The organism is Salinisphaera sp. C84B14, from assembly GCF_040361435.1.
Classification (GTDB): Bacteria; Pseudomonadota; Gammaproteobacteria; order Nevskiales; family Salinisphaeraceae; genus Salinisphaera.
In genome coordinates, this window is record NZ_APNL01000005.1 from 150,085 (window position 1) to 168,717 (window position 18,633).

An 18,633-nucleotide genomic window follows, 5' to 3' on the forward strand; every position below is an offset into this window, starting at 1 on the left:
ACTCGACAGGACGATCATTAATGGGATGGTCACTGACTAGCACCGACAAGAATCCGAAACCCGGCTCGGCCGGTTCGGACGACGGCAGCGCGAACACGATCGAGGATGCGCTGGCGCGCAATGTCGTCACCGCCAAGCTCGACGACATGATCGCCTGGGGGCGCAAGCACTCGATGTGGCCGTTCAACTTCGGCCTGTCCTGCTGCTATGTGGAAATGGCCACGGCCCTGACCGCCCCCCACGACATGGCGCGCTTCGGCTCGGAAGTCATTCGTGCCACGCCGCGCCAGTCGGACGTGATGATCATTGCCGGCACCTGCTTTCTGAAGATGGCGCCGGTGATTCAGCGCCTCTACGACCAGATGATGGAGCCGCGCTGGGTGATTTCCATGGGTTCCTGCGCGAACTCGGGCGGCATGTACGACATCTATTCCGTGGTCCAGGGCGTGGACAAGTTCCTGCCGGTCGACGTCTACGTGTCGGGCTGCCCGCCCCGCCCGGAAGCATTCCTCGAAGGCTTGTTGCTGTTACAGGAAAACATCGGCGCGGAAAAACGTCCGCTGTCGTGGATGATCGGCCCGCAGGGCGTAACCCAGCGGCCGAAACTGTCGATGCGCGATCGCAAGCGCAGTGAGCGCCTGTCGGTCACCACCCTGCGTACGCCGGATTCGGTCTGATGCTCGATCGCGTGGATATCAAACAGCAGCTGTTCGAGCGTTTCGACGAGCGTACGTTCACCGAGCAGATCACCGCCGACGGCATGCCCACCTTGTGGGTCGGCCGCGACCGTATCTGCGACGTGCTGAAGTTCCTGCGCCAGGACAGTACGCCGGCCTACCGCATGCTGTTCGACCTGACCGCGATCGACGAGCGCGTCCGCGAGCATCGGCTCAACCAGCCGGCCGCGGACTTCACCGTCGTCTATCACCTGCTCAGCCTGTCGCCGGTCGCCGAGATTCGGCTCAAGGTGGCGCTGTTCGATGACGACCTGAACACCCCAACCGCCACCGGCGTATGGCCCAACGCCAACTGGTACGAGCGCGAAGTCTGGGACATGTTCGGGATCACCTTCGACGGGCATCCGAACCTGCGCCGCATTCTCATGCCGCCGACCTGGAAAGGGCATCCGCTGCGCAAGGATCATGCCGCGCGCGCGACCGAGTTCGAGCCGCTGCATCTGGACCCCAAGCGCCAGGACGAAGAAGAGAACGCCCTGCAGTTCAAGCCCGAAGACTGGGGCATGAAGCGCGAATCCGGCGATACCGAGTTCATGTTCCTCAACATGGGCCCGAACCACCCCTCGGTACACGGCGTATTCCGGATCGTGCTGCAGCTCGACGGCGAGGAAATCATCGGCGCGGTGCCGGATATCGGCTACCACCACCGTGGCGCCGAGAAAATGGCCGAGCGCCAGTCCTGGCATACCTATATCCCCTATACCGACCGGGTGGACTATCTCGGCGGGGTGATGAACGAGCTGCCCTACGTCATGAACCTCGAGCACGTGCTCGGCATTCAGGTGCCGGAACGGGTCAAGGTCGTGCGCGTGATGCTCTGCGAGTTCTTCCGTATCACCAGCCATCTGATGTTCTTCGGCACCTATGTGCAGGACATCGGCGCGATGAGTCCGATCTTCTGGATGTTCTCCGATCGCCAGAAGGCCTATGACGTGATCGAGGCGATCACCGGCTTTCGCATGCACCCGGCGTTCTTCCGTATCGGTGGCCTGACCATGGACCTGCCGAACGGCTGGGATCGCAAGGTCAAGGAATTCCTCGACTGGTTCCCATCGCGCCTGGCCGAGTACAAGAAGGCGATGGCGCGCAACAGCGTGCTGGTCAAACGCTCCAAGCATATCGGCGCCTATTCCCAGGACGAGGCGATCGACTGGGGCATTACCGGCCCGGGGCTGCGTTCGACCGGCGTGGATTTCGACCTGCGCAAGGCGCGGCCCTATTCCGGCTACGAGAACTTCGACTTCGAGATCCCGACCGGCACCAACGGCGACTGCCAGGACCGGCTCGACGTACGTATCGAAGAGATGTTCCAGAGCTGTCGCATCATCGAACAGTGCATGAAGAACATGCCCGCCGGTGACTACAAGGCCGATCATCCCTTGACCACGCCGCCGGTCAAGGAACGCACGATGCAGGATATCGAAACCCTGATCGCGCACTTTCTGACCGTGAGCTGGGGCCCGGTGGTGCCGGCGATGGAATCGGCCTGCATGGTCGAAGGTACCAAGGGCCTGAACGGCTATTACAGTATTTCCGACAAGCATGCGATGAGCTATCGCACGCGTATTCGCACGCCCAGCTTCGCCCATCTGCAGCAGATCCCGCTGATCTCGCAGGGCGGCCTGGTGGCCGATCTGGTGGCCATCATCGGTGCGATCGATTTTGTTATGGCAGACGTGGACCGATGAAGCTCAGTCAAACCGAAATTGAGGCCATCCAGCACGAGATGACCCTGTACGAGGATCCGGGCGCGGCGACTATCGAAGCGCTCAAGATCGTGCAGGAACATCGCGGTTGGGTATCGGACGAGTCGCTGGAAGCGGCCGCCGCCGTGGTCGGTGTCACGCCGACCCAGATGGAAGCGGTGGCAACGTTCTACAACTTGATCTTTCGCCAGCCGGTGGGTCGGCACGTGATCATGATCTGCGACTCGATCTCCTGCTATCTGACCGGCTACGAGGAAATCCTGGCCTATCTGAAGAAGACGCTGGGCATCGAGTTCGGCCAGACCACGCCGGACAATCGCTTCACGCTGCTGCCGATCTGCTGCCTGGGCAACTGCGATAACGGCCCGGCCATGCGTATCAACACCGACTATCACGGCCGGCTCACGCCCGATAAGGTCGACGCCATTCTGGCGGAATACCCCTAGGCGCGGCGCAAGGACGAACAGTCATGGAAAAGGTTCTTACCAAAAACATCCGCGACAATCGCGAGCCGATGACCATCGGCGAGTACGAGCAGGCCGGCGGCTGGGAGGCCTACAAGAAGGCGCTTCATGAAATGAAGCCAACCGAGGTGGCCGGCCTGGTCAAGGAAGCGGGCCTGCGCGGACGCGGCGGTGCGGGTTTTCCGACCGGCGTGAAATGGTCGTTCATGCCGCGCTTCGAAGAGAATCCCGAGAAGCGTCCGGCCCATGTATATCTCGTGGTCAACGCCGACGAGATGGAGCCCGGCACCTTCAAGGATCGCCTGCTCATGGAAGGCGACCCGCATCAGCTGATCGAAGCGATGGCCATCGCCAGCTATGCGATCGGCGCGGATATCGCCTACGTGTTCATCCGCGGCGAATACACGGAATGCCAGCGCAAGCTCCAGCGCGCGATCGACGAGGCCATGGAAGCCGGCTATCTGGGCCAGGACATCCTGGGCACCGGCTTCAACCTCAAGATGTATCTGCACATGAGCGCGGGCCGTTATATCTGCGGCGAGGAATCGGCGCTGCTCTCCGCGCTCGAGGGCCGTCGCGCCGTGCCGCGCCACAAGCCGCCCTTCCCGGCGGCTTCCGGCCTGTTCGGCCAGCCGACGACGGTCAACAACGTGGAAACGATCTGCAACGTCCCGCATATCGTGAAAAACGGCGCCGAGTGGTACAAATCGCTCGGCCTGCACAAGGACGGCGGCACCAAGATCTTCGGCGCCTCGGGCCATGTCGCCCGCCCCGGACTGGTCGAACTGCCGCTGGGCACGAAGCTGTCCGATCTGCTCGATCATTTCGGCGGCGTGCGCGGCGGGCGCAAGCTCAAGGCCCTGCTGCCGGGCGGCGGCTCCACGCCGCTGTTGACCGACGAGCATCTGAATACGCCGATGGACTACGAGGGCGTGGGCGCAGTCGGCAGCCGCCTGGGCACGGGCACGATGGTGGTCATCGACGACCAGACCCCGATCGTGGGCGTACTCAAGAATCTCGAGCATTTCTATGCGCAGGAATCCTGTGGCTGGTGCACGCCCTGCCGTGACGGCCTGCCCTGGGTGGAGCGCATTCTCACCAATCTGGAAGCCGGGCACGGCAAGCCGGGCGATATCGAGCTGCTGGATCTACACGTCAAGCTGCTCGGCCCGGGCAAGACCTTCTGTGCCCATGCCCCCGGCGCGATGGGCCCGCTCGAATCCGGCCTCAAGTATTTCCGCGACGAACTGGCGGCCCTGATTCCGCCCGAGGCGGATACGCTGGATCTCATCCAGCCGGCCAACGCCGCCTCGAACAACTAGCGCACGGTTTAGCGATGGCAACGATCAAGATCGACGGCAAGCAGTTCGAGGTGGACCCCACCGACAATCTGCTCAAGGTCGCGCTTTCAAAGGGCTTCGACCTGCCCTATTTCTGCTGGCACCCGGAGCTGCATTCCGTGGGCGCCTGTCGCCAGTGCGCGGTCAAGCAGTACAAGAACGAAGACGACACCCAGGGTCAGATCGTCATGGCCTGCATGACGCCGGCCTCGGATGGCGGCTGCTTCTCGATCGAAGACAAGGAAGCCAGCGATTTTCGTGCCCAGGTCATCGAATGGTTGATGATCAACCACCCGCACGACTGTCCGGTATGCGAAGAAGGCGGCGAATGCCACCTGCAGGACATGACCCTGATGACCGGGCATACGCGCCGGCGCTATCGCGGCCCCAAGCGCACCCATCGCAATCAGGAGCTGGGCCCGTTCATCAATCACGAGATGAACCGTTGTATCGCCTGCTATCGCTGCGTGCGCTACTACCGCGACTATGCCGACGGCGACGACCTGCGCGTGCTCGGCTCGCATTCCAACGTCTATTTCGGCCGCGAGGCCGACGGCGCCTTCAACAGCGAGTTCTCGGGCAACCTGGTCGAGGTCTGCCCCACCGGCGTGTTCACCGACAAGACGCTTGGCGCCCACTACAACCGCAAATGGGACATGCAGAATGCCCCGGGCATCTGTACCCATTGCTCGCTGGGCTGCAACACCAGCCCCGGTTCGCGCCAGGGCATATTGAAGCGTATCCAGAACCGCTATCACGGCGAGATCAACCACTACTTCCTCTGCGATCGCGGTCGTTTCGGCGCCGGTTTCGTCAACCGCGAGGACCGGCCGCGCCAGCCGCTGGTGCGCGCGGAAAACGGCGTGCTCGAGCCCCAGGACATGGACGTGATGCTCGCCTCGCTCAAGAGCGTGCTCGCCGAGGCCAAGGGCCTGGTCGGCATCGGCTCGCCGCGCGCCTCACTGGAAGACAACTTCGCGCTGCGCCATCTGGTCGGCGCCGACAACTTCCATAACGGCATGAGCGGGCCGGAAAGCCATGCCAGCCTCGCCGCGCTCGCGCTGTTGCAGGAGCACGCCGGCCGTTTGCCGACGCTGCGCGATGTGGAATCCTGCGATGCGGTATTCGTGCTTGGCGAGGACGTAACCCAGTTCGCGCCGCGTCTGGCGCTGTCGCTGCGCCAGGCCGTACGCAACGAACATCACGTGCTGGCCGAGGCCGCCAATATCCCGAAGTGGCATGCGCGTGCGGTACGCGACGAGGGCCAGCATTTCTACAGCCCGCTGTTCATGGCCGTACCGGCGGCCACACGTCTGGACGACGTGGCCACGGAACTGTTTCATCTGCGCCCGGCGCGTATCGCGGAGCTGGGCTTCGCGGTCGCCGCCATTCTCGACGACGCTGCGCCGATGCCGGCCAATATCGACGAACAGACGCGCGCGCACGCCGAAACCATCGCCAACGCCCTCAAGACGGCGAAAAAACCGCTGGTGGTCGCCGGTACGAGCCTCGGCAGCGAAGCCGTGCTGACGGCCGCCGGCAACGTCATGCGCGCGCTGGAATCGGTACACGACGACGCCGGGCTGTTCGTTACGCTTAACGAGGCGAACAGCCTCGGCATGGCGATGATGAGCGATCGCGACGTCGATCACGCCTTCGAGGCCATCACCAGCCGCCGTGCCGATACGCTCATCGTCATGCAGAACGATCTCTACGAGCGGGCCCAGCATGGCAAGGTCGATGCCGCGATCAAGGCCGCCAAGAACCTGATCGTGCTCGATCACAGCATGACCGCGACCATCGCCAAGGCCGACTACGTGCTCCCCGCCGGCAGCTTTGCCGAGGCGGACGGCACCCTGGTCAACAACGAAGGCCGCGCCCAGCGCTTTTTCCAGGTCTTCATTCCGGAAGCGCCGTTGCAGGAAGGCTGGCGCTGGTGTGCCGATCTCAATCGTGCGATCGGCAAGCCGGTCGACTGGTACGGCATGGACGATCTCATCGACGCCATCGAAGCCGCCTGCCCGCAGTTCGCGGGTATCAAGACGGCCGCGCCGAGCACCAGTTTCCGCAAGGCCGGCATGCGTTTTCCGCGCAGCCCGCATCGGTATTCGGGGCGTACCGCGCTCTATGCCAACGTGGACGTACGCGAGCGTCGTCCGGAAGTGGATGTGGACTCGGCGCTGGCCTATTCGATGGAGGGCTACCACGGCAGCGATCAGCCGCCGGCGCTGATGGCCTATGCCTGGGCGCCAGGCTGGGATTCCAACCAGGCCGCCATCACCCGTTTCCAGGATGAAGTCGGTGGCCATCTCAAGGGCGGCGATCCCGGCACGCGGCTGCTCAAGGTCGATGCCAACGTACCCGACTATGCGCCGGCCGAGCCCAAGCTGGTCGAAGGCTGGCAGGCGATCCCGCGCTACCACATCTTCGGCAGCGAATCGCAGTCCGCCAAGGCCCCGGCGATTCAGCAACGCATGCCGCGTGCCTGGTTCACCCTCAACGAAGCCGGTGCCAAGGCGCTGGGCCTGGCTGCGGCGGATACGCTGCGCCTGACCATCGACGGCGAGATCCATGCCCTGCCGGTCACCATCGACCCCAGCCTGCCCGACAAGACCATCGGCGTGCCGGTCGGCGCCCATGGCCTGATGGGCGTGCGTCTGCCTGCAGCGGTGTCGCCCTGATGTTCGGCTTCAGCACAGACACACTGCTCGATTTCGCGTTCACCGCCTTCGAGACCATTGCCATCCTGCTGGCGGTGGTGATTTCCGCTGCCCTGCTGATCTGGGTGGAACGTCGCCTGCTGGGCGTCTGGCAGGATCGCTACGGGCCGAACCGCGTTGGCCCGTTCGGCATCCTTCAGGTGGCCGCGGACATGATCAAGATCTTCTTCAAGGAAGACTGGATCCCGCCGTTCGCCGACAAGGCCGTGTTCGTCATCGCGCCGGCCATCATCATGTTCACCACGCTCATGGCGTTCGCAGTGGTGCCGTTCACCGAGACCATCGGCGTGGTCGACCTGAACATCGGCATTCTGTTCGTGCTGGCGATGAGCTCGCTGGGCGTGTATTCGGTGATTCTGGCGGGGTGGTCCTCGGACAATAAATACGCCCTGCTTGGCGGCATGCGTACCGCCGCCCAGATGATTTCCTACGAGGTCTTCATGGGCCTAAGCCTGCTGGGCGTGGTGCTGCTGGCCGGCAGCTTCGATCTGCGTACCATCGTCGAATCCCAGGCCGGCATGTGGAACGTGATCCCGCAGTTCCCGGCGTTCGTGATCTTCTTCATTGCCGGCATCGCCGAAATCCACCGTGCGCCCTTCGACCTGCCCGAAGCGGAACAGGAACTCACCGCCGGCTATCACACCGAATATTCGGGCATGAAGTTCGGCATGTTCTTCGTGGGCGAATATCTGGGCATCGTGCTGATCTCCTGCCTGACCACGGTGCTGTTCTTCGGCGGCTGGCTGGGTCCGATCCTGCCCGGCTTCGTATGGTTCGCGCTCAAGGCCGGGTTCTTCATCTGCTTTTTCGTGCTGCTGCGTGCGGCCACCGTGCGCCCGCGCTACGACCAGCTCATGGCCTTCGGCTGGAAGATTCTGCTGCCGATTGCGCTGGTCAACGTCGCGATCACGGGCGCTGTCGTGGTGGCCATGGCATGAGCACGTCGTACTCTCTTCTCGATTTCACCGGTTACGCGAGTCACCTATGCTGAGTGTTCTGCGCACCATCTGGATGACCCTGATGCACACCTTTCGCAAGCGCGAGACGGTGCTGTATCCGGAAGAAAAGCCTTATCTGCCGCCGCGCTATCGCGGGCGTATCGTGCTCACGCGCGATCCGGACGGCGCCGAGCGCTGCGTGGCCTGCAACCTGTGCAGCGTGGCCTGCCCCGTCGACTGCATCAGCGTGGTCAAGGCCGAGGACGAAAGCGGACGCTGGTATCCGGAAACCTTCCGTATCAACTTCTCGCGCTGCATCTACTGCGGCTACTGCGAGGAGGCCTGCCCAACCTACGCGATCCAGCTCACGCCTGACTTCGAAATGGGCGAGTTCGATCGGCAGAACATGGTCTACGAAAAATCCGATCTGACCATTTCCGGCGTCGGCAAGCGGCCGGGCTACAACTTCTATCGCGTCGCCGGCATGGCCGTGGGCGGCAAGGACAAGGGCGAAGCCGAGAACGAGGCCGCGCCCATCGACGTCAAGACGCTGCTTCCCTGAGGCCGGGCCGACTATGGAAATCGCTTTCTATCTCGCTGCCATCGTCGCCGTCGCCGCCACCGCGCGGGTGATCAGCTGTGCCAACGCGGTGCATGCGCTGCTCTACCTGATCGTGTCGCTGCTGTCGGTGGCGATCGTGTTCTATACCCTCGGCGCACCTTTCGCGGCCGCACTCGAGGTGATCGTCTACGCGGGCGCGATCATGGTGCTGTTCGTGTTCGTGATCATGATGCTCAACCTCAATCAGGAAACCGTGGCCCGGGAGCGCAGCTGGTTGGCGCCCCGGGTATGGATCGGGCCCGGCGTGCTGGGCGTCGTCCTGCTCGGCGTTCTGGCCGTGGCGCTTGCCAGCGGTGGCTCCATGGGCAACGTCGACAGCACGCCGCTGATGGCCGAACGCATCGGCATGACCATGTTCGGGCCCTATGTACTGATCGTGGAACTGGCCGCCTTCGTGCTGCTGGCCGCCCTGGTGGTCGCTGCCCATCTGGGCCGCGACGATCGTGACGTGGCCGAAGAAAAACGCGTCGCCGCCGCGCGCGGGCGTCGCCACCCGGGAGGCGAACAATGAACGGCATCCCCATGGAACACGGCCTGATTCTGGCCGCCCTGCTGTTCACCCTCGGCCTGGTCGGGCTGGTGGTACGGCGCAATACGCTGTTCATCCTCATGTGCCTTGAGATCATGCTCAATTCCGCAGGCCTGGCCTTCATCGTGGCCGGCGCTGCCCACAGCGCACCCGATGGCCAGGTGATGTTCATCCTCGTGATCACCCTCGCTGCCGCCGAGGCCAGCATCGGGCTCGGCCTGCTGCTGCAGCTGCATCGCCGTTTCAAGACCATCGACATCGACGCCGCCAGCGAGATGCACGGATGAATTTGCTAGCCCTGACCATCGTCTTTCCGCTCGCCGGCAGCCTCGCGCTGTCGTTCTTTCCGCGCATGGCCGATCGCGCCGCGGCGACCATCGGTGCCGGGTCGGTGGGCCTGTCCGCGCTGGTATCGGCGTGGCTGATCTATACCTTCGTCACCGGCGACGGCGCGGCCTATACGCAAACCCTGTGGACCTGGGTTTCGGTGGGCGACTTCACGCCGGCGTTCGCGCTTTATTTCGACGGGCTGGCCGCGACCATGCTCGGCGTGATTACCGGCGTGGGTTTTCTCATCCACGTGTTTGCCGGCTGGTACATGAAGCACGACCTCGACGGCGGGCCGGGCATGGGGCGCTTTTTCGCCTACATGAACCTGTTCATCGTCGCCATGCTGCTGCTCGTGCTCGGCGACAACCTGTTCCTGCTGTTCCTCGGCTGGGAAGGCGTAGGCCTGTGCAGCTATCTGCTCATCGGCTACTACTACCGTGACGAGGCCAATGCCTGGGCGGCCTTCAAGGCGTTTCTGATCACCCGTATCGGCGACGTGTTCCTGGCCATCGGCCTGTTCCTGATGTTCGCCACCTTCGGCACGCTCGATATCCAGACCCTTCTGGAACAGGCACCCCGGGCCTGGGCCGAAGGCGACCCGATGGCCAGCCTCGCCGCGCTGCTGCTGCTGGGCGGCGCCGTGGGCAAGTCCGCACAGCTGCCGCTACAGACCTGGCTGCCCGACGCCATGGCCGGCCCGACGCCGGTGTCGGCGCTGATCCACGCGGCCACCATGGTCACCGCAGGCGTGTATCTGATCGCGCGCATGCATGTGATATTCGAGCTTGCCCCGGCCGTGCTGGCCCTGGTGGGCGTCGTGGGCGCGGTCACGCTGCTGCTGGCCGGCTTCGCAGCGCTGTGCCAGACCGATATCAAGCGCGTGCTCGCCTATTCCACCATGAGTCAGATCGGCTACATGTTCCTGGCGCTCGGCGTGGGCGCCTGGGATGCGGCGATCTTCCATCTGATGATCCATGCCTTCTTCAAGGCCCTGCTGTTCCTGGCCTCGGGCTCGGTGATCATCGCCTGCCACCACGAGCAGAACATCTTCAAGATGGGCGGGCTGCGCAAGAGCCTGCCGCTGGATTACGCGGTATTCATCATCGGCGGCGCGGCGCTGGCCGCCCTGCCCCTGGTCACGGCCGGCTTCTATTCCAAGGACGAAATCCTGTGGCTGTCGTTTGCAAACGGCCACCACGTGCTCTGGTTCGCCGGCCTGGTCGGCGCGTTTTTGACCGCGCTCTACACCTTCCGCATGATTTTCATCGCCTTCCATGGCGAAGCCCAGATCAAGGCCCATGCGGGCCGCGGCATTGCCCATCATCTGCCGCTGATCGTGCTGGCCGTGCTGTCCACCTTCCTGGGCGCCTGGATCCACCCGCCGCTGGCCGACGTGCTGCCGGTCCATGAAGGCGGCGATCACGGCACCACGAAACTGATCGTGGAAGTGCTGTCCGCTGCCGTGGCCATCGTCGGCCTCGGCGTGGCCGCTGCGCTGTACCTGGGTAGCCGACAGACCGCCGAGAAACTGGCATCCAATCCGCTTGGCCGTGGCCTGTGGCAGCTCTGGCACAACGCCTGGGGATTCGACACGCTCTACGACCGCGTCTTCGTGCGCCCCTATCTGCTGCTGACCCGCCTGCATCGTCGCGACTGGATCAACTCGACCGTCAACGTCGCGCCGCAGATCGCGCTCATGCTCAACAGCGCGCTGGTCACCACCCAGAGCGGGCGCCTGCGCTGGTATGCGCTGTCGTTGTTTGCCGGTGCCGCGGTGCTGCTCGTCGCGCTGCTGTTCGGGTAATGCGCATGAATACATACGATAACGGCGTGACGACGGCGCGCTCATTCACAGGTCCCAAGGAACGTTCTCAATGATCCTGTGCTGGCTTCTATTCGTCCCCTTCATCGGCGGCCTGCTTTGCTGGCAGCTGGAAAGCCGCCATGCCCCCGCGCAGGCGCCGCGCTGGATCGCGCTGCTGACCATGCTGCTCGTGGTCGGCCTGGCGCTCTGGCTGTGGCTGACGGGCGACTATTCGCTGGCCGGCGGGGCGGTGGGCGACGCGCCGAACTGGGCCCACCAGATCCGCCTGCCCTGGATCGATCGCTTCGGGATTTCCTTTCACCTGGCGCTCGACGGCCTGTCGCTGATCATGATCATGCTGACCGGCTTTCTCGGCGTACTCGCCGTGGTGTGTTCCTGGCGCGAAATCACCAACCGGATCGGCTTCTTCCATCTGAACCTGCTCTGGATCATCGGCGGCGTGGTCGGCGTGTTCCTGGCCGTGGATCTTTTCCTGTTCTTCTTTTTCTGGGAAATGATGCTGGTGCCGATGTATTTCCTGATCGCGCTGTGGGGACACAGTGGCTCGAAAGGCAATACCCGCATCGGCGCCGCGATCAAGTTCTTCATCTATACCCAGGCCAGCGGCCTGTTGATGCTGGTTTCGATTCTGGGTCTGGTGTTCGCCCACTACAGCCAGACCGGCACCTTCACCTTCGACTATATGGTGCTGCGTGAAACCCCGCTGACCGGCACTATCGCCTACGTGCTGATGCTGGGCTTCTTCATCGCCTTTGCGGTGAAGCTGCCGGTGGTCCCGCTGCACGGCTGGCTGCCGGACGCGCATGCCCAGGCGCCGACCGCCGGCTCGGTCGATCTGGCCGGCATTCTGCTCAAGACCGCGGCCTACGGCATGCTGCGTTTCGCGATTCCGTTGTTCCCCGAGGCCTCGGCCCAGTTCGCGCCTGTTGCCATGGCGCTGGGTTTGATCGGCATCTACTACGGCGCGCTGCTGGCCTTTTCGCAGACCGACGTCAAGCGCCTGATCGCCTGCTCCAGTATTTCGCATATGGGCTTCGTGCTGATCGGCATCTATTCCGGCACGCTGCTCGCGCTGCAGGGCGTGATCGTGCAGATGGTGGCCCATGCCTTCTCGGCGGCGGGTCTGTTCATCATCTCCGGCCAGATCTACGAGCGTATCCATACCCGCGACATGCGTCAGATGGGCGGCCTGTTCGGGCGTATGGGCGCGCTGCCGGGCTTTGCGCTGGTGTTCGTGATGGCCTCGCTGGGCATGCCCGGCACCGGCAACTTCATCGGCGAGTTCCTGATCCTGTTCGGCGCCTTCGATACGGTGCCCTGGGTCGTGGTCGCGGCCAGTGGCGGCCTCGTCATGGCAGCCATCTATTCCCTGGTGCTCATGCACCGCGTTTATTGGGGCACGCCCAAGTCGGAGGCCTCGCTCGGCGGGCTCGACCCGCGCGAATACAGCATGATGCTGCTACTGCTCGTGCTCACGCTCTGGCTTGGCCTGTTCCCGAATACCGTGCTCGATATCTCGCATACGGCGATGACCGAAGTCACCGACTGGTTCGCCGTTGCTCCGTTGCCGTCCCGTTAAGCGAAAGGCGTCATGACCGACTTTTCCACTCAGATGCTCGCCCTCGCGCCGTTGCTGATCCTGTGCGCGACCGTTGTCGGCGTGATGCTGTCGATCGCGGTACACCGCCACCACTTCACGGCGGCCACAATGACCGTGGTCGGCCTGAACGCGGCCCTGCTGTCGCTGCTGGGCGTGCTCCAGATCACGCCGATCCAGGTCACGCCGCTGTTCATCATCGATGATTATTCGCTGCTGTTCGGCGCCATCGTGCTGGTGGCATCGCTGGCCTGTACCACGCTGGCCCATGCCTATCTGGATACCCTGCCGGACCGGCGCGAAGAGTTTTATATCCTGCTGCTATGCTCGGCCGGCGGCGCCCTCGCGCTGATCGCCAGCCGGCACTTCGCGTCGCTGTTCATCGGCCTCGAGCTGTTGTCGGTGCCGCTGTACGGCATGGTCGCCTATGCTTATCGCGACCGTATTTCGCTGGAAGCCGGCCTGAAGTACATGGTGCTCTCGGGCGCGGCTTCGGCCTTCCTGCTGTTCGGTATGGCGCTGCTGTACGCGGCATCGGGCAGCCTCGAATACGCCGGCCTGGTGGATACCCTGGCCGGCAACAGCGGCTCGCCCTGGCTGCTGGCCGGCGTGGGCATGATGGTCGTCGCACTGGCCTTCAAGCTGTCGCTGGTGCCGTTCCATGTCTGGACGCCGGACGTCTACGAAGGCGCACCGGGGCCGGTCTCGGCCTTTCTGGCCACGGTGAGCAAGGTCGCGGTCTTCGCGCTGCTGCTGCGATTTTTCACGCTCGCACCGCCGGCCGCCAACGGCTGGCTGCTCACGCTGATGGGCGTAATCGCCATGGCGTCCATGCTGGTCGGCAACCTGCTCGCGCTGCGCCAGCGCAACGTCAAGCGGCTGCTGGGTTATTCCTCGATTGCGCATCTGGGCTATCTGATGACCGCGATCGTGGCCGGCGGCACCTTCAGCATCGAAACCGTGGGCATCTATCTGGCCACCTATGTCGCCACCACGCTCGGCGCATTCGGCGTGGTCACGCTCGTATCCAGCCCCTACTCCGGTACCGACGCGGGGGCTCTGCACCACTATCGCGGGCTGTTCTGGCGCCGGCCGTACCTGGCGACTGTGTTCACCGTCATGATGCTGTCGCTGGCCGGCATCCCGATGACCGCAGGCTTTCTCGGCAAGTTCTACGTGATTGCCATCGCCGTGCAATCCGGCCTGTGGTGGCTGGTCGGCGGCATCGTGCTCGGCAGCGCCATCGGCCTGTACTACTACCTGCGCATGATGGTCATCCTGTTCCTGGACGAGCCCGGCGAAAGCCGTCGCGACGCGGTTTCCGGCTGGGGGCAGCAGTCCGGCGGCATCATGGTGCTGTTGCTGGCGGCCGCGGTGATCTTCTTCGGCATCTATCCGCAGCCGCTGATCTCGCTGGTCAGCGCTACGGGCATGGCCGGCGGCTGATGCAGACGGGCCGGTATCGCGCCGCTGTTTCGAGCATATGGCTCGCGGGCCTGATACTGATCATCGCCGGCTGCGCAACGCACGCCCCCGCCCCGCAGGAGGACGCCCGCGCCGACCGAGCTGCCCGCCAGTGGCTCGCGCTCGTCGATCGCGGCACTTATGAGCGCAGCTGGCAGCAGGCATCGGCAATGTTTCGAAACGGTATCGATCAGAACGCGTGGATCGAGGCGGTTGGAAACGCGCGGGCCGACACCGCTGCGCCAAGCAAGCGCGAACTCGTATCCATCGCCTACACGCTAAAACTCCCCGGCGTGCCCGACAATGACTATGTCGTACTCGTCTATGCCAGCCGTTTCGATGACCGCCCTCCGATTCAGGAAACCGTCACCCTGGTACGAGAAGAAGGCGAGCTGAAAACCGCAGGTTATTTTCTGCGCTAGCGCTTGGCCGGCTCAACGCAGCCGCGCGGCGGGCCAGACATAGCGCCGTTCAGCCAAGCGCGTGCCGTCGAGGGTGAGCGTCTTGTGCTGGCCATCGGCGACGAAACCCTGCGCCTGATAAAACCGCTGTGCCGCACGATTGCCCTGCAACACCCAGAGAGTGACCGCGGCGCCGTTCCGGGCGGCTACGCCCCGGCGAACGGCCAGCCATAGCCGGCGACCGATGCCCTGCCGGCACGAACGCGGCGCGACATAGATGGCATACAGCTCCATCGTCGCAGCATCCGTATCGTCATCCCGGCTGGGGCCATAGCTGGCCAGCCCCACGAGTGTCTGCTCGTGTCGGGCCACCAACACCTCGATCGCGGGATCGGCGAGCGCCCGAGTCCACTGCGCTTTCCTGGCATCCACGCTGAGCTCGTCCAGATAGGCCTGCGGCAACAGACCACGATAGGCGTCGCGCCATGCCGCGACGTGCAGCGCGGCGATCCGGTCGACATCGTCGTCGCAGCCCGGCCCGACGTTCATTTCTAGGCCTTCACGATCACGCCCGGATTGAGCCGGTTGTGCGGGTCCAGCGCTGTCTTGATCGCGGCGAGCATGTCGCGCTCCACCTCGGATTTGTAGCGATCCAGGGCGGCGACCTTGAGCCGGCCGATGCCGTGTTCGGCCGCGATCGAGCCGCCCATCTCGGCGACGATATCGTGCACCACGGTATGGGCGGCCTCGGCCTGGGCCAGAAAGGCCGGGCCGTCGGCGTCCACGGGCTGGGACAGATTGAAATGCAGGTTGCCGTCGCCCACATGCCCGAACGGGCAGGGGCGCACACCGGGCAGCGCATCGCGAACGGCCGCCAGCGCGCGCTCCAGAAACGCGGGCAGTTTCGATACCGGCAGCGAAATATCGTGCTTGATCGAGGCCCCTTCGGCGACCTGGGCCGGCGGAAGCGACTCGCGTAAATGCCATAGCCGACGACTGGTTTCGACGTCGTGGGCGATGATGACATCCGTCAATTCGTGCGCGTGGCGGGCCTGTTCGACGACATGGGCCATGGCGTCAAGCAGCCAGTGGCCGTCGGCAGAGCTGGCCAGCTCGACCAGCAGGTACCAGTCATGATCGATATCGAAAGGCTCTTCACAGCCCTCGATATGGCTGCAGGCCAGCGCCACCGCCTGGCGCGACATCAGCTCGCAGCCGGTCAGGTTATGCCCCGAGGCAGCGGTCAGCCGACGCTGCAGTCGTACCGCCTGGGCCGGGGACTCCAGCGCGAACAGCGCACTGACCTGCTGTACCACCGGCTCGTAGAGCATCATCACCGCAGCGGTGATGATGCCCAGCGCGCCTTCGCTGCCGATGAACAGGTCGTCCAGGTCGAAACCGCTGTTGTCCTTGCGCAGCCCGGTGAGATTGTTCCAGATACGCCCGTCCGCGAGCACCACTTCCAGGCCCAGCGCCAGATCGCGGGTGTTGCCATAGCGCACCACGTTCAGCCCGCCTGCATTGGTAGCCAGATTGCCGCCGATCCGACAGCGATCGCGCGAGGCAAGCGTCAACGGGAAAAACAGGCCAGCATCGGCCGCGGCCTGTTGCACGTCGGCGAGAATACAACCCGCCTCGACGGTAATCGTGGCGTTGTCGACGTCGACTTCGCGTACGCGATCCATGCGCTCGAGATTGACGATGACATGGCGCTGGGCGTCGTCTGCGGCGGCCCCGCCCACGAGCCCGGTATTGCCGGATTGGGCGATTACCGCACAGTTTGCCTCGGCACAGGCGGTGACCACCGCTGCGACCTGCCCCGTATCGGCCGGTCGTACCACCGCGAGCGCGGTCGGGCGGAACGCGCCCCGCCATTCCACCAGAAAGGGTGCAGCCGCATCGGCCTGCAGCACGTCCGCTGCGCCAACGATTTCGGTCAGTTTCGCAAGCAACGCATCACGCATTCAGCGATCTCCGAGCAGGTCTTCCAGGGCCGGCTGAAGCTTGCGAAACTCGAAGGTGAAACCGGCCTTCTCCAACGCGCTGGGAATCGCGCGCTGGCCGGTGAGCAGCAAATGGGCCATCTCGCCGACCATCAGCTTGAGCACCGGGCCGGGCACCCAGGCGAACTTGGGCCGGTGCAACACGCGCGCGAGCGTGGTCGTGAATTCGCGATTGGTGGCCGGCTCCGGCGCGGTGAGGTTGAACGCCCCGCTACAATCCGGGTTGTCGATGAGAAAACGAATCGCGGCCACCTCGTCGCTGATGTGTATCCAGGGCATGTACTGCTTGCCGGTGCCGAAATGCCCGCCCAGCCCGAACCTGAACGGCGTGACCATCTGTGCCAGTGCGCCGTCCTCGGCCCCGAGCACGATGCCGGTACGCACACGACAGACCCGGATGTTGGCGGCCTCGGCACGGCGGGCGGCCTGTTCCCAGGCCACGCAAAGCTCGGACTGGAATTCGTCGCCGGGCGATTCGTTTTCGTCGAGCACGTCGTCCCCGCGCGCGCCGTAATAACCGACCGCAGAACCGCTCACCAGCACCTGCGGCGGCGTGTCCCATTCGCCAATCGTTTCGGTAAGCTGGCGCGTGATCCGCAGGCGGCTTTCGCGCATTTCACGCTTGCGCGCCTCGGTCCAGCGGCCGTCCGCCAGATTCTCGCCGGCGAGGTTGATCACCGCGTCGGCCGGCGCCGCGGCCTTGATATCGGCCACCGGCACGACCCCTGCCGGCAACACCTTCGCCGCGGCTGCGGTATCGCGGGTGACGACCTGCACGGCCCAGCCATCGGCCAATAGCGATTCACACAGATGCCGGCCGATAAAGCCGGTGCCCCCGGTCAACAACGCCTTGTTCATCACAAGCTCCGCGAGTAAAAGACAAAGAAAAATGCCAACTTGCAGACTAAAGCGCCGGCGAGGGCAGCGCCAGTCCAGATAAAACCCTATTCCACAATACGCCGATCGCGCGCTCGGCGCCGAATGGTTTTTACCTGCCTATTGCAAAAAGCCGACAGATCGCGTTAGCTGTGCGGGTCGTGGCGGCGGTAGCTCAGTTGGTAGAGCGCGACCCTCCCACGGTCGAGGTCGCGAGTTCGAATCTCGTCCGCCGCTCCACTTCTTCCCGCCCACGGCTGCATGCATGCGCTATCGCTGATAGAGCAGCGATTCCGCCTGGAGTGCGGAAACGATCCGCCGGGCGAGCGCGTCTGCCTGTTTCGGAACCGATCGCCGTGCGCTTTCTGCGGTATCGAAGGCGAACTGCGCGGTGACCTGCTGGCCCGCGTTGTCGATCACGCGCACGTTATAGGCGACCCGCCCCTGACCGATCACGCGGCGCGACGTGGTGTGCATATCGGCCAGTTCGATCACGATCGTGGCCTGGGCGCCGCTGGCGCGACTGGCCGCATGACGGCTCGCGGCATCCTGCTGACGGGTGGGCGGCGCAGCGGCGAGCATGGACGTACAGGCATGCCCGGCCGCAAACAGTCGGTCGCAGAGCGCCTGTTCGAAGGCGGCTTCGATGGCCACGTCGGCAAAGGCACCATAGGCCAGAAATCCGTCGTAGCGCATGTCCTTCTGCGCGGGATCAACGAACCGATACGACGGCGCACTGGCACAGCCGGCCAGCGCCGCGGCCGCGCTTAGAACGACGCAGGTCAGCGCGACAAAACGGCGTAGATCAACCAAGATGGTGTCCAGATAAACGAATGGTGCGTCAGAGATTATCCGGCGCGATCGGCACGAACAACTACGCGCGACAAGGCTTCAAGGCGAAACGTAGGCACGGGCCGTGATCGAGCCTCGCCGCATGCGTCGCAACGGCAACGCCCCGGCGCGCCCTGTGCTAAGCAACGGACGCGCGCGGCCGAGTCTCGGCACCTCGTCTACACGGTGTCTGATTTGTAGGAATACCCGGGACAAGCGACGATCGACGGGGATTCAGGCAGAATGCCGG

At 64.2% G+C, this 18,633-nt stretch carries 17 protein-coding genes and 1 tRNA gene; 14 read left to right on the forward strand and 4 right to left on the reverse strand.

What is annotated here, in order from left to right; translation table 11 throughout:
- Positions 1-20: 20 nt before the first annotated feature.
- The 13 genes from C84B14_RS06055 to C84B14_RS06115 all read left to right on the forward strand — a co-directional run bounded on the left by C84B14_RS06055 (position 21) and on the right by C84B14_RS06115 (position 14,694).
- Positions 21-677: a NuoB/complex I 20 kDa subunit family protein gene (locus tag C84B14_RS06055; protein ID WP_348765103.1), complete on the forward strand. Its 657-nt coding sequence runs from the start codon at positions 21-23 to the stop codon at positions 675-677.
- Positions 677-2,425 carry an NADH-quinone oxidoreductase subunit C/D gene (gene nuoC, locus C84B14_RS06060; protein ID WP_353222597.1) on the forward strand — a complete coding sequence of 583 codons (1,749 nt, stop codon included), beginning with the start codon at positions 677-679 and terminating at the stop codon, positions 2,423-2,425. The genes C84B14_RS06055 and nuoC overlap by 1 nt, the downstream gene beginning before the upstream one ends.
- Positions 2,422-2,889 carry an NADH-quinone oxidoreductase subunit NuoE gene (gene nuoE / locus C84B14_RS06065; RefSeq protein ID WP_348765101.1) on the forward strand — a complete coding sequence of 156 codons (468 nt, stop codon included), beginning with the start codon at positions 2,422-2,424 and terminating at the stop codon, positions 2,887-2,889. Before nuoC ends, nuoE begins: the two co-directional genes overlap by 4 nt.
- Before the next feature lie 23 nt (positions 2,890-2,912).
- Complete coding sequence (nuoF, locus tag C84B14_RS06070; RefSeq protein WP_353222599.1) at positions 2,913-4,229, forward strand: NADH-quinone oxidoreductase subunit NuoF; 1,317 nt, start codon at positions 2,913-2,915, stop codon at positions 4,227-4,229.
- A 14-nt stretch (positions 4,230-4,243) separates the two neighbouring features.
- Complete coding sequence (gene nuoG / locus C84B14_RS06075; RefSeq protein WP_353222601.1) at positions 4,244-6,928, forward strand: NADH-quinone oxidoreductase subunit NuoG; 2,685 nt, start codon at positions 4,244-4,246, stop codon at positions 6,926-6,928.
- Entirely contained in the window at positions 6,928-7,905 is a 978-nt protein-coding gene (gene nuoH, locus C84B14_RS06080) for an NADH-quinone oxidoreductase subunit NuoH (RefSeq protein WP_348765098.1), read from the forward strand. Before nuoG ends, nuoH begins: the two co-directional genes overlap by 1 nt.
- A gap of 46 nt (positions 7,906-7,951) precedes the next feature.
- Entirely contained in the window at positions 7,952-8,467 is a 516-nt protein-coding gene (gene nuoI, locus C84B14_RS06085) for an NADH-quinone oxidoreductase subunit NuoI (RefSeq protein WP_348765097.1), read from the forward strand.
- A gap of 13 nt (positions 8,468-8,480) precedes the next feature.
- Positions 8,481-9,038 carry an NADH-quinone oxidoreductase subunit J gene (gene nuoJ, locus C84B14_RS06090; protein ID WP_348765096.1) on the forward strand — a complete coding sequence of 186 codons (558 nt, stop codon included), beginning with the start codon at positions 8,481-8,483 and terminating at the stop codon, positions 9,036-9,038.
- Positions 9,035-9,343 (forward strand): NADH-quinone oxidoreductase subunit NuoK, encoded by a 309-nt coding sequence (nuoK, locus tag C84B14_RS06095; protein WP_353222604.1) that lies wholly within the window; start codon positions 9,035-9,037, stop codon positions 9,341-9,343. Before nuoJ ends, nuoK begins: the two co-directional genes overlap by 4 nt.
- Positions 9,340-11,190 carry an NADH-quinone oxidoreductase subunit L gene (gene nuoL, locus C84B14_RS06100; RefSeq protein ID WP_353222606.1) on the forward strand — a complete coding sequence of 617 codons (1,851 nt, stop codon included), beginning with the start codon at positions 9,340-9,342 and terminating at the stop codon, positions 11,188-11,190. Before nuoK ends, nuoL begins: the two co-directional genes overlap by 4 nt.
- A gap of 70 nt (positions 11,191-11,260) precedes the next feature.
- Complete coding sequence (nuoM, locus tag C84B14_RS06105; protein WP_293623877.1) at positions 11,261-12,790, forward strand: NADH-quinone oxidoreductase subunit M; 1,530 nt, start codon at positions 11,261-11,263, stop codon at positions 12,788-12,790.
- Between the two features lie 12 nt (positions 12,791-12,802).
- Positions 12,803-14,254, forward strand: coding sequence for an NADH-quinone oxidoreductase subunit NuoN (gene nuoN, locus C84B14_RS06110; protein ID WP_348765092.1), 1,452 nt, complete (start codon positions 12,803-12,805; stop codon positions 14,252-14,254).
- Entirely contained in the window at positions 14,254-14,694 is a 441-nt protein-coding gene (locus C84B14_RS06115; RefSeq protein WP_353222608.1) for a DUF4019 domain-containing protein, read from the forward strand. Before nuoN ends, C84B14_RS06115 begins: the two co-directional genes overlap by 1 nt.
- A 12-nt stretch (positions 14,695-14,706) precedes the next feature.
- On the opposite strand, the gene C84B14_RS06120 is transcribed toward C84B14_RS06115, so the two are convergent.
- From C84B14_RS06120 to C84B14_RS06130, 3 genes are read right to left on the reverse strand one after another with little or no spacing between them, the layout of a single operon-like run.
- Positions 14,707-15,222, reverse strand: coding sequence for a GNAT family N-acetyltransferase (locus C84B14_RS06120; protein WP_353222610.1), 516 nt, complete (start codon positions 15,220-15,222; stop codon positions 14,707-14,709).
- Positions 15,223-15,224: 2 nt separating this feature from the next.
- Positions 15,225-16,637, reverse strand: coding sequence for an FAD-binding oxidoreductase (locus C84B14_RS06125; protein WP_353222612.1), 1,413 nt, complete (start codon positions 16,635-16,637; stop codon positions 15,225-15,227).
- A complete protein-coding gene (locus C84B14_RS06130; protein ID WP_353222614.1) occupies positions 16,638-17,534 on the reverse strand; it encodes a TIGR01777 family oxidoreductase in 897 nt (298 codons plus the stop codon).
- Positions 17,535-17,716: 182 nt separating this feature from the next.
- Here C84B14_RS06130 and C84B14_RS06135 point away from each other — a divergent pair.
- A tRNA-Gly gene (locus C84B14_RS06135) sits at positions 17,717-17,792 on the forward strand.
- 30 nt (positions 17,793-17,822) lie between these two features.
- Here the strand turns inward: C84B14_RS06135 and C84B14_RS06140 are convergent.
- Entirely contained in the window at positions 17,823-18,365 is a 543-nt protein-coding gene (locus C84B14_RS06140; RefSeq protein ID WP_353222616.1) for a hypothetical protein, read from the reverse strand.
- Positions 18,366-18,633: the final 268 nt, after the last annotated feature.